Genomic DNA, 13,151 nt, shown 5'->3' on the forward strand with positions numbered 1-13,151 from the left:
AGGTTTTTTCTTTTAAGATATTTATTAGTAGATTTTGAAAATGAAAAATGTAGAATATATAATAGTTGGAGACGGTTATGCAGCTTTGTTTTTTGCACACCAATTAATCAAAAATAAAAAATCATTTGTTCTATTTTCTGGTGGAAAAAAAAGCGCGTCGCATATTTCTGCAGGAATCATCAATCCCTTAGTTTTAAAAAGATTTACACGTTTTTGGCTGGCTCAAGAACAAATAAATGCACTCCATGAAACTTTAAATGAAATTGAAAATTATACTAAGAAGAATTATTGGGTAAATGAACCAATTCATCGCATTTTACATGATGAAATGGAACGTGAAGTTTGGTCGAAAAAAAGCAAAAGAGAAGATTTAAAACCTTTTTTAAGTCAAGAGTTTGAAAGATTTGAAGAAGTCAAAAATCCTTTCGGAACAGGTTATGTTTTGCAATCTGGGCGTTTAAATGTTGTTGATTTTTTTAATGATTTATTTTCTTATTTATATAAAATAGATTCTTTAATTTCTGAATTTTTTAATTACGATGAGTTAAATAGAAAAGAAAATATTTATCAAAATTTTAAATTTAAGCATATTGTTTTTGCTGAAGGAATGGCGGTTAGAAATAATCCGTTTTTTAAAAATATTCCTTTAATTCCGAATAAAGGACACCAATTTAATTTAAAATTATCTGAAAATATTGGTAATAAAACCTTTAAGAAAAAATATTTCTTTTTTCCAATGTCAGAAAACAATTTCTATTATGGCGGAACTCACGATCGTGATCATTTAGAAGATGAAATCAACCAAGATTCTGTTGAAGATTTAAAAAATTCTTTAGAAGATTTTTATAAAAATGAATATGAAGTTTCGGATATTAATTTTGCTTTTCGAGCAACAGTTGAAGATAGAAGACCAATTTTAGGACGACATGAATTGTATGAAAATTTATATATTTTAAACGGACTTGGCGCACGCGGAATTTTAAACGGAAATTATTTTGCCAAAGATTTATTCAATTTTATTGAAAACGGAAAACCTTTGATGGAGGAAGTAGATTTGAAACGATTTTTTTAATGATGTGAAGTTGTAAAGATGTAAAGTCGCAAATGCGTAAAGGCAACTTTAAATAAATATAAATTTTGTGAATTCTTCACGACTCAACAACTTTACAACTTCACACCTTTACCATTTCTTCTTCCGCATATAAAGAAAAATCACAATTTCAATTAAAAGCATTAATCCCAAAACGTAATAATATCCGTGTTGCAGATGAAGTTCCGGCATAATCTCAAAATTCATCCCGTAAACTCCGGCAATAAAAGTGATTGGTAAAAAATAGACAGAAAATATAGCCAAAAGTTTCATCACTTGATTCGCCTTTTGATCCGAAAGTGCTAAAAACATTGAAATTAAAGTAGTGACTTGCGCATTTAAATGATCAAAATCTGCAATTACATCTTTGTATTTATCTTTTAAATCTACGGTTTCAGAATCTTCTAAATCTAATATTTTAAATTTATCAATCCAGTCAGAAGACATATTTAAAATTCTCATATTCAAACCAGTTCGTCTTTTTAAACGATAAAGACGCCGGATTTGGTTTGTATTACTCGTGTTTTTCAAGAAAATTTCATCTTCCAAATGTTCCAAAGAATCCATCAAATGACTGGCTTCGTCATCATAAGATTTCATCACTTTCAGCGCTAAAATTAATGCAATATCTTCTTTCGTAATGGTTTCAGCTTTTTTATTGACTTCCAAGCGCGTTTCTTGCACGCTTTTATTATTCATTCTGTGAATACTAATGATTGTTTTATCAAAAATAAAAATTCCCAATTTTGTACTCACATCGCTTATACTGTTCAAATTTTTGCGTTCAAGTTCCGTGTTTTCTCGCATCAGAAAAAACAAAACATCATCTACTTTTTCAAATTTTGGTAAATGATTGGCGTCAATTGTGTCTTCTAAAAGCAAATGATTTATAGAATACCGCTCGTGAATAAATTTCAAATCCTCTGCAGTTGGTGCAATCACGTCCAACCATTCACAATGCTCATTTTTAAGGAAAATTTCTATCGCCATTTCACAAATTTAATATAAAAATTTGGCTTCATATTATATTTTTTTTGGCAGACAATTCCGCCCTCCGTTCCCGCTTTTTTGTTCGTCGTTCCTCCTCACAAAAAGAGCTCCACTCAGGTCGGGCTGCAATTATTAGCACTTTAGAAATTATATCATAATTAATTCTATTTTCTTAAATTTACTAAAAATAAAAAAATGTTCAAAAGTATAATTGCCGGAGTCGGGCATTACGTTCCGGAAAATATTGTAACCAATGATGATTTGTCAAAATTAATGACAACCAATGACGAATGGATTACAGAACGTACCGGAATAAAAGAAAGACACTACCGCAAAAACAGAAATGATTCCGAAGAAACGACGGCTTTTTTAGGTTTTAAAGCAGCAGAAAATGCATTGAAGAATTCAAATTTAACGGCAAAAGATTTAGATTTTATTGTTTTTGCCACATTAAGTCCAGATTATTTTTTCCCTGGTTGCGGCGTTTTAATTCAGGAAATGTTGGGTTGTGAAACAATTGGAGCGCTTGATGTTAGAAACCAATGTTCCGGTTTTGTTTACGCAATGAGCGTTGCAAATGCTTATATAAAATCTGGAGAATATAAAAATATTTTGGTTGTTGGTGCAGAAATACATTCTTTTGGTTTGGATTTTTCTGATGCCGGAAGAAGCGTTTCTGTAATTTTTGGCGATGGAGCAGGAGCAGTGATTTTAACGGCTTCAAATGATGAAAATAAACAAGGAATTTTAGCAACCAATCTTCATTCTGAAGGAAAATATGCCGAAGAATTGTGTAATAAATTTCCAGGTTCTAAATTTGGTTGGAGCGACAGAGTTTTGACTGAACCTAACGCAGTTTCTGCCGATGAAATTTATCCAACAATGAATGGTAATTTTGTTTTCAAACATGCCGTTACGCGTTTCCCCGAAACTATTATGGAAGTTTTAAATTCTGCCGGAAAAACTTTAGAAGATTTAGATATGTTTATTCCGCATCAAGCGAATTTGAGAATTGCACAATTTATTCAGAAAAAATTAAATCTTCCAGAAGAAAAAGTATTTAATAATATCCAAAAATATGGTAATACAACTGCAGCTTCGATTCCTTTGGCTTTAAGTGAAGCAATTGAGAAAGGAAAAATAAAACGTGGCGATTTGGTTTGTTTGTCGGCTTTTGGAAGCGGTTTTACTTGGGGAAGTATTTTGCTTGAATATTAATTATAGGAAACTAAAACATTGCAATCTGTTTCTTTTTATAAATTATTTTACAAAAATCATTTTCAATGAAAATCACTTTTAAAATTGAATTTAAATATGAGAATGGTTTTATTCTCGGGCGATTATTAAATTTGAAAGAACATTTAGAATTAAAAGTCAACTCAAAATTAAATATTTTTGATATTGAAAATATTACAAATCCAAAATCTTTACAAACAGAAAATAAGAAAAGAGCAGATTTATTTATTTTCAGTTTGAAAAATAATCTAAGTTTTGAAAAATTATGCGTCGGAAAGATTGTAGAAATTGTTTAAATTTCTTTACAACTTTAAAACGTCACTAACTTTTACTTACAAGATGTTTCACCGCATTATAATCTATGTAATAAGTCACTTTCAAACTCAAAGTATTGTTCATCGGTTCATTAAATAAATTCTCGAAATTATTTTTAAAATTGATTTTAGAGTAATTTAAATAATTTTGAACTGCATTTTGATATAATAATGTAAGTTGACTTCCTGGTGCAAAATACCAAGAATAACGCAAATCTATGTTCCAAGAATTATAAGTTTGGTTATTTGTGGTGTAATTATTAACCTTAGAAACACGACCATCATTTTGCAAAATACCAAAACTTTTATAATTCACTTCAGTGTAATAATGGCGCAAACTGAAATTGAGCGACATTTTATTATTGATGGTGTATTTTGAAGATAAACTATTTATTAATGTAGTTCTATTTCTGGTTCCAATATAAATATTAGAATTTTGATTTCCTGCAAAACCTTGCTCTTGATTACTAATATCAGATCTTCCACTATATCCTAAAGTAAAATGATCGGAAAATCGGTAACTAAAACCCAATTCATTGTACATTCTATTTCTTCCGGTTTGGTTGTACATATAATAATCTGCGGCAAGATTGTAAGTTAATTTTTTGCGATTATCAGAATTAAAATAAATATAAGGATTTACACTCGCGGGAATAAATAAATATTTTCCAAAAGTTCTAGGCTCATACAAATCATTTTCACCAATAGGATAAATATGAATTCCCAAAGTATAATTTCTAAATTTTTTATCTTGTAAATTGAGATTACTTTGATAATCTAAAACTTGAAAAAGATCAGTCTCTAATCTTCTTCCGTAGTTTATATTATTATTCCAATTGATGTTGTTAAAATTTTTGCTTGGTTGCAATATATGATAACCGTAATATCCGTGAAAACTATAATAATTGGTTGGTCCTGTGTATCCTAAATCATCAATATTATAATTTTTAGAAATGGCTTCAAAATCTAATGAGTATCTACTTTTACCAAAAATTTTACCCATTCCTGCAGAAATATCGGTTCCAAATATTTTGCTATTATCTTTTACACAACTGCCTTTTAAGTTTCCATAAACATTGTATTTATTTTGTTTATCCGTTAGATTTACCAAAAGAGCTGTTGCATTTGCATCGCGAAAATCACCTTCTCTTATTACATTTGTGTTAATTAATGACACCGAAGAATTCCCATTAAATCTTTGATCTAAAACCAAAACATTATAATTTGCAAGCGGTTCTAAAGTTTCTGTTCGAATATTTCCCGTTACATTATTAATTATATCCACATCTGTTTTTTCAGTAATAGCATTAAAAAAGCCAATGCCTAAACCTTTGTTAGTTCTACCAGAAATTTTTGTCGCATTTAATAATTTTACTTTTTGTATATTTCCAACAAGAGATTCATCTTGATTTAAATTGGGATCTCTAGACGGATAATCTCCAACTCGGCGAGAATAAAATAGATTTCCTTTGCTGAAAAGTTCTGTTCCTTCTGTAAAAAAAGCGCGTTTTTCTTGAAATTGCTGTTCAAAAGGTCCAAGATTTAAAATATTATCATCAAATGCAGTTTGTCCAAAATCTGGAATTAGAGTAGTGTCTAAAGTAAAAGCATCATTAATGCCGTATTTTACATCCATTCCGCCATTGATATTTGCTGTAGTTTTATGATCGTAATTATTTAAATAAGTAGAAAAATACGGTAGAAAAGACAATCTTACAGGCGGTTTTATATTTTTGATTCCATTTAAAACTCCATCAAAAAGTAACAATGAATTTTTTTTATTATCTACAAAATTCCATGTGGATTTTATTTTATTTCTGAGCGTAAATCTAATAAAATTGATGCCCCATTTTTGAACATCTTTTTTTGGAAATCGGAGTTCAGAATATGGAATTTTCATTTCAACGGTCCATCCATTTTCATTAATTTTTGCAGCGCTATACCAAACGGAACTCCAATTTGAATCCTCATTATCATTTGTAAGTTTTGCATCTATTTGTCCACCATTTGGTAAAACTATAAATTCTAAACTTTGTTGTTTGTCGTTGTAACCATTAATTAAAACATCAAAAAAATCATCATTTCCAAGTTCATCGCGTTCAACTAATTCATTCGCAATTTTTCCTGGTTCTGGGTCGTACATTGTAGCACCAAAATAAATTCCCGTATCATCGTATAAAATTTTCACTTCTGTTCTAAATTCTGGAGATTCTGCTTTACCATTTTCTGGTTGAAATTGTACAAAATTCTTGGCTACAGGAATATTTTTCCAAACATCCTCATCTAAAACTCCATCTATTTTGGGAGCAGAAGTCACTTTTATTGCTGTAATTTCTTTTCTAAATATACTGTCTTCAGAATTTTTTTGTGCAAAAATGAAAGTATTAAATAAAAGAAGGATTATGATGTATCTTGATTTCATAGTTTGTTTTGTAATAAGACAACCAGAGAATACATATTGTTACATCAAATAAAAAAAACAGAGAAAATCTGTTTTTTAAATAAGAAATATTTAGAATTATTTTTTAAAATTTAATGGATATTTTACATTTTTAAAACTATCAATATCTGCTTTCAATGCGCCGACTGCAAGTTCCGCTTTTATAGAAACCGGTAAATGGTTTCTGTCATTTGTAACCCACATTGTAACACTTTCATTATCTTTAAAAACACGCCCACTTAAAACGGAAGGAATAATTTTTAAACAATTAATAGTTCCAAATTTTGTTTTTAAATTTTCAGTTCCTAATACTTTTAATTGAAAAGGAAAAAGTTCATCGCTTATCCAAATATTAATTTTAATTACCGCTCCTGGTTTTAATTGTAAAGAATCTAAACTTCGTAAATAGTAAAACGCAGAAAGCATATCTTGCACGCCATTTGTGGTTTTAATAATTTTAGATCCATTGGCAGGGTTTTTTTTATCGGTTAAAATTACTGTTTGGTTATCGTGGTTAAAAACTGTTTGGTAATGTTGTGTATAACTGCCTTCTCGAACATTTCTAACATAATAACTTGGTAAACCTGTTTTGATATTTATAAAACTTTCATATAAATCTTCTACTTTAAAAAATGCCCGAACTGCACCTGTTGTTTTTCCTTCCCCTTTTACATAAAAATGAGGAACATTTTGGTAATTTGTTTTTAAAGCAGTTAATGTGGCGGTTCCAGCATTTAGGAAACCATAATGAATTCTGTAGGAAAGTGTTTCGCCGGAAGTAATATTATCCATTTGTGCGAAACTGATGCCAAAAAGCAACACTAATAAAAGACTAAATTTTTTTTTCATACCATTTGGTTTACAAATATTTTGCCAAATTTAAACAATCATTTAGTTCTGTCATAATGTTATAAAAAATTAAACTTCGGCTGATATTTGTCACACAATATCTTCTTTTAAAAATTAGTAAATTTGCTGCATATTTTTTTAGATTAATTTTCTTATAAATGATTACTACAGATTTACTGATTATCGGAGCTGGACCAACTGGACTTTTTTCTGTTTTTGAAGCAGGTTTACTTAAAATGAAATGCCATCTTATTGACGCACTTCCACAACCCGGCGGACAACTAACTGAACTGTATCCAAAAAAACCAATCTTTGATATTCCAGGTTATCCAACAGTGAATGCAGGAGAATTAGTAGATAATTTAATGGAACAAATTAAACAATTTCAACCAGGTTTTACTTTGGGAGAAACTGCAGAAACTATAAATAAATTGGATGACGGCACTTTTGAAGTGACTACAAATAAAGGAACCGTTCATCACGCAAAAGCTGTTGCAATTGCAGGAGGTTTAGGAACTTTTGAACCAAGAAAACCGGTTTTAGAAAATATCGAAAAGTTTGAAGAAAATGGTGTAGAATATTTTGTAAAAGAACCAGAACATTTTAGAAATAAAAAAATTGTAATTGCTGGTGGAGGAGATTCTGCTTTAGATTGGGCGATTTTTTTATCTGATGTTGCGAGTGATGTTACTTTAATACATCGTAGAAATGAATTCCGAGGTGCTTTAGATTCTGTAGAAAAAGTTCAAGCTTTAAAAGATTTGGGTAAAATTAATTTAATTACACCGGCAGAAGTTGTTGCTCTAAAAGGAGATTCTCATATTACAGGAATTTCCATTAAATCTAATGATGAAATTATAGATTTAGAAACTGATTTTTTTATTCCTTTATTTGGTTTAACTCCAAAATTAGGAGCTATTGCAAATTGGGGTTTAGAAATTGAAAAAAATGCCATTAAAGTAAATAATGCTTTAGATTACCAAACTAATATTGACGGAATTTATGCAATTGGCGATGTCAATACTTATCCAGGGAAATTAAAATTAATTTTGTGTGGTTTTCACGAAGCAACTATGATGTGTCAAAGTGTTTATAACAGATTAAATCCTGGTAAAAAATACGTTTTAAAATATACAACTGTAAGTGGAGTAGATGGTTTTGATGGAACAAGAAAAGAAGCGGAGAAAGCAGTGGTTAAGAAAATAGATTAAATTTTTCCTAGGGATTAGTTTTTAGGATTTAGGTTCAAGTTCATTAATCTAAAATCTTATAATTAAATTCTGTATTAAATTAAAAGCACAATTTTAAATTAAAAGCACAATTTTAAATTAAAAGAATTATTTTAAAATCAAATCTAAATCCTTAAAACTAACCCTAAAACTTAATATGCAAGACATTAATATAAAAATTACAGACAGAAACGGTAATTTACATGAAGTTGTAGTTCCTACAGATATGTCTATGAATTTAATGGAAGTCATTCGCTCTTATGAAATTGCTGAAGATGGAACAATTGGAGTTTGTGGTGGAATGGCGATGTGCGCTTCTTGTCAAGTTTATGTACAACACAATTTTCCTTTGAAAGAAATGGAAGCGGATGAAGACGCAATGCTGGGTGAAGCTTATCATGTCCAAGAAAATAGTAGATTGGGTTGTCAAATTCCTATCACCTCACAATTAGATGGTTTAGAAGTTATTTTAGCGCCATATCCATAAAATTTTCATACTTTTTTTTCATTATAAATTTTTAATGGCAAGTTTTTTGTTTAATTCGTGATAATTAATCAAATAAAATTTTAGCTATGAAAAAGTTTACATTATTGAGTTTAGTTGCAATTGCTTTAATCAGTTTACAAAGTTGTGAAGTTATAGGAGATATTTTTAAAGCTGGAATGTGGTGGGGAATTATTGTCGTAGTCGCTGTTATCGGACTTATTTTATGGCTATTTGGAAAAGCAAAAAAATAATATAAAAAAAGCATCATTTTAAAATGGTGCTTTTTTCATTTTCTTTAGTTCACCAATTCTTCAAATAATCTTTCAAAAGTTTTATCTAAATCTTTACTTAAACCAGCGTGCGGTCTAGAAGTTTGGATGCAAGAACTTCTTACAGCGTTTAGCCAGCGAAATCTTTCTGGAATTTCCAATTGAGAAATATTTCCACTAGATTTTTCGCCATTTGCAATATTTATAAAAGATTTTAAATGACATTCTAAATCTTCCAATACTTCCTGAGAAAAGAAATGTTTTAACTTTTCTTTATTCAAAAAATAACGTGTTTTTATATAATTTTCTTTTTTACTAAATAGAATTAATCCCACATTCAAGAATTCTTCCCGCTCCACTTTTGGTAGAACGCGAATTACAGCATATTCGTAAAGTTTAAATTCTTGCATCTTCCGCCGTTTTTACAAAAATTTCTGAATTTTCTAACCTAATTTTTAAAAATTCGATGTAAACCTTTCTTATTTCATCTGGTGAAAGTTCTGTATCACGCCATTGCAACCATTCATCTGGAATTAAGTTTACAATAGAACCTAAAATTTCAGGAGTGATTTTAGATTTAAATTCTATATCAATTTTTCGTAATTCTGTTGCTTTTTCTAAAAGAACGTGGTCTTTAATTAAAGGAAATGGTGTTTTCGCTTTTTCTTTCCAACCGTCCCACGAATGGTGAAAATATAATGAAGCACCAAAATCAATTAGCCAAAGTTCACGGTTCCAAATGAGCATATTGGTATTTCGGAAAGTTCGATCGATATTGGTTAAATAAGCATCGAGCCAAACTATTTTCGAAGCGGTTTCAGTATCAACTTCCATCACATTCGGATCAAAATTAATCGCTCCAGAAAGAAAATGCATTGCTAAATTTAAACCTGTACTTCCTTTTAGTAAATCCTGAATTTCTTCGTCAGCTTCTGTTCTTCCAAAATTTTCATCCAATTCAGCAAAAACCAATTCGGGCATTTTTAAACCTAGAAATCTTGCCAGTTCACCGCCAATTAATTCTGAAATCAACATTTTTGTACCATGTCCAGAACCACGAAATTTTAAAACATATTTAAAATTGTCATCTGCTTCAGCTAAAGCGGGCAAAGAACCGCCTTCGCGTAAAGGTACAATGTAGCGGGTAACGGTTACTGTTCGTAAATTTAAATCTGTGGAAATCATCTGGTGTCAAAAATACGATTTTAGTTTTTTATTCTAAAACCTTTTTCCAATCATCACTTTCGGCGAACTTTTTAACTACGAAATTTCTTTCTTTTAAAAATTTAGTTAAATAAGATTTTAGAAATATTTTGTCAAATAGTCTTCCGACGATTCCAAACGGTGAAGAAAAATTTAAAATATCTTCCATTACTACAAATCCATCTTCTTGCTTAAAAATATGTTGATGTCTGAAATTTTTAAAAATGCCTCTAATTTGCTCGTCAACAAAATAATTTGGCCTGTCAAATTCAACTATTTTTGAAGTTAGTCGTTGTCTGAAACCCAAATGATTTGCTTCCCAAGTGACCCATTCATCAAAACCAATTAAACCCGAAATTTTTCCTGCAATGGCATTTTCATTGGTTTTTACAGTAGAAATTTTATGCAAATCTATACTTCGAGATAAGTCAAAGCAAATCTGGATAGTAGAATTTATTTCTGTGGATAAATGAATTTTAGCCAAATTTAATTTTTAAATATTATCTCAATCTATCCAAACCTTCAATTTTTCTGTAAGGTTTTACAAAAAAATCATTTACAGTTTCATTAAATAAATCTTTGTAAACAATTGGTGTAGAATGGCCACTATTTGGTAAAATCCACAAATAAGATTTTGGAATTGAGTTTGCAATTAGCATCGTATGTTCTGTTCTGATAACATCGTGATCACCGCCAATTACCAAAACAGGACATTGAATTTTCTGTAAATCTTCTTTTGAAATATGCGGTTCGTAAGATAATAAATGAAGTAATTTTCTGTCTTTTTTTATTTCTGGTGTAATTGGTAATTTATTTATAGAATCATTTAGTGATTTTGCCCATTTATAAATAAAGGGATCTACCGCCGATTCATCAGGTGTAAGATTCGCCCCTGTTACAGCGAGTTTTTTCACTTTATCTGGATGCCGAATTGCCAATAATAAGCCATTAATTCCACCATCACTCCAACCAATAACGTAGCAAGATTTTATATTTAAATGCTCTAAAAGTCCGTTAAAATCGTCGGTCATCATTTCATAACTTAAAGAATCGTTTGGATCTAAGGATTTTCCTTGAGCGCGACTATCTGCAAGAATGACTTTATAATTTTTAGAAAAATAAGGAATCTGATTAGAGAAATCTTTAATACTTCCTCCATTTCCATGAATAATTAAAAGTGGTTCTCCGCTCCCATAAACTTCATAATACATTTTAAAACCACGATTATTAAAGTAATTCCCAGCTTTTGGATTATCACCATAATTAATTTCAGTTGGCTTTTGCGCTTGTAAATTCAGTCCATAAAAAAATAGGCTGAAAATTATTAAAAAATTTCTCATTATTTTATTTAATTTGAATAAGTACCTACAATAAATTTTGCCACATTATCATGAAGTTCTTTTAATACAGGAATATTTAGATAAACCATGTGTCCGGATTTGTAAATATTATATGAAATATTATTTTGTAATTCTGCGGGCATCGGCAAATGGTGCATCTCATAAATTCCTTCGAAATAAGGTGTTCCTAAATCATAATAACTCATATTGAGTTGGACTTTTAATTTTGGATTAAATATCATCGCTTGCGCTAAATCTGGCATTACATTTCCATACATTTTTCCACCTGAGCCTGGAACACGATGTCTAAAGTCCCATTGTCCAACATCTCCAAAAGCGTGATATTCGATATCTTTTCCGTATTTTAAATTAGTGCGCAAATAATTATTGAAAGTCGCTATAAAAGCACCTTCAAAAGTCGCCCCGTGTGGATCATATTGTGGTTCCTTCCCCAATGGATCCATTGCGTAACCAGAAAATCTCGTGTCAAGTCTTCCTGTAACTTTTCCTTCATCTGCTAATAAAGTTTTTTCAAATTCCGGACCTGTGATGCGCAAATTTGCTTTTCTAATGTACGCTTCTGGCAAACCTGTATAATTGTGAAGTTTGGTTACAATGTTATCGTATTCTGCTCCTTTTAGCAAGGAACCTTTATTTAATGCAACTGCATATTCATTTAAACTAAATTCTTCCACTTCTTTTACCAAAGCTTCTAAAGTAATATTTTGATTAGGTAATTTTTTATGATACCACGCAGTTGCAGCAGCAGAAGGTAAGGCGAGTTCATATCGCAACTCACTTCCAGGATCAAGTTCAGCCGCATCCGACATATTATTATAACTCAACAGTTGAGAAAGTAATATCACACCATTTAAATCTACACCTTGCTGTTCTAAATTATTTGCTACAATAGCCGAACGAAATGTACCGTAACTTTCACCAAATAAATATTTTGGAGAATTCCAACGGTTATAAGTTGATAAAAATTTTGTTATAAATTCAGTAAACGCTTTTCCATCTTCGTCTATTCCATAAAAATCTTTCTCTATTCCTGATCCGCCTTTTTCTTTTGTAATAAGTTGACTTGCACCAGTTCCAGGCGCATCGATAAATACCAAATCACTTGCATCCAATAAACTGTAATCATTGTTAATAGTTTTATATGGAGGCATCACTCGTTCCGTATCATTAACTACGACTCTTAGGGGACCAAATGCACCAATGTGAAGCCAAAGCGTCGCACTTCCAGGTCCACCGTTATATATAAAAGTAAGGGGTCTTTTGCTTTCGTCGGCTTGCCCCGATTTAAAATAAGCAGTATAAAAAATGCTACAAGTTGGTGAATCTTTGTTGTCCTTTAAAATTAAAGTTCCGGCAATTGCATCGTAATTAATTAATTTCCCTTCAACTGTTACCGAACCTTTTGTTTGAGATTTTTGAGGCTTCAAAAGCAAACTATCAACTTTTATGTCAGGTTTTTTCTGCGCATTAATTAGCCCATTAAATAAAAATAAAGAACACGTAATACATGTGAATAATTGTTTTTTCATGATAAATTAAATAGTTTTTTAGAATTATTAAATTGAATATTAGTTAATTAAGTAAAGTTAAAATAATTTATATTTAAAATTAATCTTTTTTAAATTTTTATTTAATATTTAAATATAATTGTAAAACCTAATTTCAACCTTAACCTAAAATCTT

General features: G+C 30.2%; 14 protein-coding genes. 6 read left to right on the forward strand and 8 right to left on the reverse strand.

The annotated features are described in order from the left end of the window. Positions 1-40: 40 nt before the first annotated feature. A complete protein-coding gene (locus ACN0WB_RS07960) occupies positions 41-1,072 on the forward strand; it encodes an NAD(P)/FAD-dependent oxidoreductase (RefSeq protein WP_417430581.1) in 1,032 nt (343 codons plus the stop codon). A 108-nt stretch (positions 1,073-1,180) separates the two neighbouring features. Here the strand turns inward: ACN0WB_RS07960 and ACN0WB_RS07965 are convergent, their stop codons facing one another. Continuing rightward, on the reverse strand, positions 1,181-2,080 hold the full coding sequence (locus ACN0WB_RS07965) for a CorA family divalent cation transporter (RefSeq protein WP_417430583.1): 900 nt from the start codon (positions 2,078-2,080) through the stop codon (positions 1,181-1,183). A 195-nt stretch (positions 2,081-2,275) separates the two neighbouring features. On the opposite strand from ACN0WB_RS07965, the gene ACN0WB_RS07970 reads away from it, so the two are divergent. After that, the gene (locus ACN0WB_RS07970; protein WP_417430585.1) at positions 2,276-3,298 is read left to right on the forward strand and encodes a 3-oxoacyl-ACP synthase III family protein; all 1,023 of its coding nucleotides are present in this window, start codon (positions 2,276-2,278) and stop codon (positions 3,296-3,298) included. A 65-nt stretch (positions 3,299-3,363) separates the two neighbouring features. Beyond that, positions 3,364-3,612 (forward strand): hypothetical protein, encoded by a 249-nt coding sequence (locus ACN0WB_RS07975; protein WP_417430586.1) that lies wholly within the window; start codon positions 3,364-3,366, stop codon positions 3,610-3,612. A 25-nt stretch (positions 3,613-3,637) separates the two neighbouring features. Here ACN0WB_RS07975 and ACN0WB_RS07980 read toward each other — a convergent pair whose 3' ends face one another. After that, on the reverse strand, positions 3,638-6,052 hold the full coding sequence (locus tag ACN0WB_RS07980; protein WP_417430588.1) for a DUF5916 domain-containing protein: 2,415 nt from the start codon (positions 6,050-6,052) through the stop codon (positions 3,638-3,640). A gap of 96 nt (positions 6,053-6,148) precedes the next feature. Next, the gene (locus tag ACN0WB_RS07985) at positions 6,149-6,919 is read right to left on the reverse strand and encodes a DUF3108 domain-containing protein (protein ID WP_417430590.1); all 771 of its coding nucleotides are present in this window, start codon (positions 6,917-6,919) and stop codon (positions 6,149-6,151) included. 158 nt (positions 6,920-7,077) lie between these two features. Between ACN0WB_RS07985 and ACN0WB_RS07990 the strand changes: the two genes are divergently transcribed. The 3 genes from ACN0WB_RS07990 to ACN0WB_RS08000 all read left to right on the forward strand — a co-directional run bounded on the left by ACN0WB_RS07990 (position 7,078) and on the right by ACN0WB_RS08000 (position 8,886). Continuing rightward, a complete protein-coding gene (locus ACN0WB_RS07990; protein WP_417430592.1) occupies positions 7,078-8,130 on the forward strand; it encodes an NAD(P)/FAD-dependent oxidoreductase in 1,053 nt (350 codons plus the stop codon). 175 nt (positions 8,131-8,305) lie between these two features. Continuing rightward, positions 8,306-8,635, forward strand: a complete 330-nt coding sequence (locus tag ACN0WB_RS07995) for a ferredoxin (RefSeq protein WP_417430594.1) — start codon at positions 8,306-8,308, stop codon at positions 8,633-8,635. A gap of 86 nt (positions 8,636-8,721) precedes the next feature. Further along, complete coding sequence (locus ACN0WB_RS08000; RefSeq protein WP_417430596.1) at positions 8,722-8,886, forward strand: phosphatidate cytidylyltransferase; 165 nt, start codon at positions 8,722-8,724, stop codon at positions 8,884-8,886. A gap of 44 nt (positions 8,887-8,930) precedes the next feature. Here ACN0WB_RS08000 and ACN0WB_RS08005 read toward each other — a convergent pair whose 3' ends face one another. From ACN0WB_RS08005 to ACN0WB_RS08025, 5 genes are read right to left on the reverse strand one after another with little or no spacing between them, the layout of a single operon-like run. After that, positions 8,931-9,314, reverse strand: a complete 384-nt coding sequence (locus ACN0WB_RS08005; protein ID WP_417430598.1) for a DUF3037 domain-containing protein — start codon at positions 9,312-9,314, stop codon at positions 8,931-8,933. Beyond that, a complete protein-coding gene (locus ACN0WB_RS08010; protein ID WP_417430600.1) occupies positions 9,301-10,089 on the reverse strand; it encodes a HipA family kinase in 789 nt (262 codons plus the stop codon). The genes ACN0WB_RS08005 and ACN0WB_RS08010 overlap by 14 nt, the downstream gene beginning before the upstream one ends. A gap of 28 nt (positions 10,090-10,117) precedes the next feature. Next, entirely contained in the window at positions 10,118-10,591 is a 474-nt protein-coding gene (locus tag ACN0WB_RS08015) for an SRPBCC family protein (protein ID WP_417430602.1), read from the reverse strand. 16 nt (positions 10,592-10,607) lie between these two features. Further along, a complete protein-coding gene (locus ACN0WB_RS08020; protein ID WP_417430604.1) occupies positions 10,608-11,447 on the reverse strand; it encodes an alpha/beta fold hydrolase in 840 nt (279 codons plus the stop codon). 8 nt (positions 11,448-11,455) lie between these two features. Further along, the gene (locus tag ACN0WB_RS08025; RefSeq protein WP_417430606.1) at positions 11,456-12,997 is read right to left on the reverse strand and encodes a S10 family peptidase; all 1,542 of its coding nucleotides are present in this window, start codon (positions 12,995-12,997) and stop codon (positions 11,456-11,458) included. Between the last annotated feature and the right edge of the window lie 154 nt (positions 12,998-13,151).

The organism is Halpernia sp., from assembly GCF_048269545.1.
In the GTDB taxonomy this organism is placed as follows: Bacteria; Bacteroidota; Bacteroidia; order Flavobacteriales; family Weeksellaceae; genus Halpernia.

What these genes read in the sequence shown, in the direction of transcription:
- ACN0WB_RS08010 (WP_417430600.1), bottom strand. Translation starts at nt 10,089, where the DNA reads ATGATTTCCACAGATTTAAATTTACGAACAGTAACCGTTACCCGCTAC.
- ACN0WB_RS07975 (WP_417430586.1), top strand. Translation starts at nt 3,364, where the DNA reads ATGAAAATCACTTTTAAAATTGAATTTAAATATGAGAATGGTTTTATT.
- ACN0WB_RS07965 (WP_417430583.1), bottom strand. Translation starts at nt 2,080, where the DNA reads ATGGCGATAGAAATTTTCCTTAAAAATGAGCATTGTGAATGGTTGGAC.
- ACN0WB_RS08020 (WP_417430604.1), bottom strand. Translation starts at nt 11,447, where the DNA reads ATGAGAAATTTTTTAATAATTTTCAGCCTATTTTTTTATGGACTGAAT.
- ACN0WB_RS08005 (WP_417430598.1), bottom strand. Translation starts at nt 9,314, where the DNA reads ATGCAAGAATTTAAACTTTACGAATATGCTGTAATTCGCGTTCTACCA.
- ACN0WB_RS07980 (WP_417430588.1), bottom strand. Translation starts at nt 6,052, where the DNA reads ATGAAATCAAGATACATCATAATCCTTCTTTTATTTAATACTTTCATT.
- ACN0WB_RS07960 (WP_417430581.1), top strand. Translation starts at nt 41, where the DNA reads ATGAAAAATGTAGAATATATAATAGTTGGAGACGGTTATGCAGCTTTG.
- ACN0WB_RS08000 (WP_417430596.1), top strand. Translation starts at nt 8,722, where the DNA reads ATGAAAAAGTTTACATTATTGAGTTTAGTTGCAATTGCTTTAATCAGT.
- ACN0WB_RS07990 (WP_417430592.1), top strand. Translation starts at nt 7,078, where the DNA reads ATGATTACTACAGATTTACTGATTATCGGAGCTGGACCAACTGGACTT.
- ACN0WB_RS07970 (WP_417430585.1), top strand. Translation starts at nt 2,276, where the DNA reads ATGTTCAAAAGTATAATTGCCGGAGTCGGGCATTACGTTCCGGAAAAT.
- ACN0WB_RS07995 (WP_417430594.1), top strand. Translation starts at nt 8,306, where the DNA reads ATGCAAGACATTAATATAAAAATTACAGACAGAAACGGTAATTTACAT.
- ACN0WB_RS07985 (WP_417430590.1), bottom strand. Translation starts at nt 6,919, where the DNA reads ATGAAAAAAAAATTTAGTCTTTTATTAGTGTTGCTTTTTGGCATCAGT.
- ACN0WB_RS08025 (WP_417430606.1), bottom strand. Translation starts at nt 12,997, where the DNA reads ATGAAAAAACAATTATTCACATGTATTACGTGTTCTTTATTTTTATTT.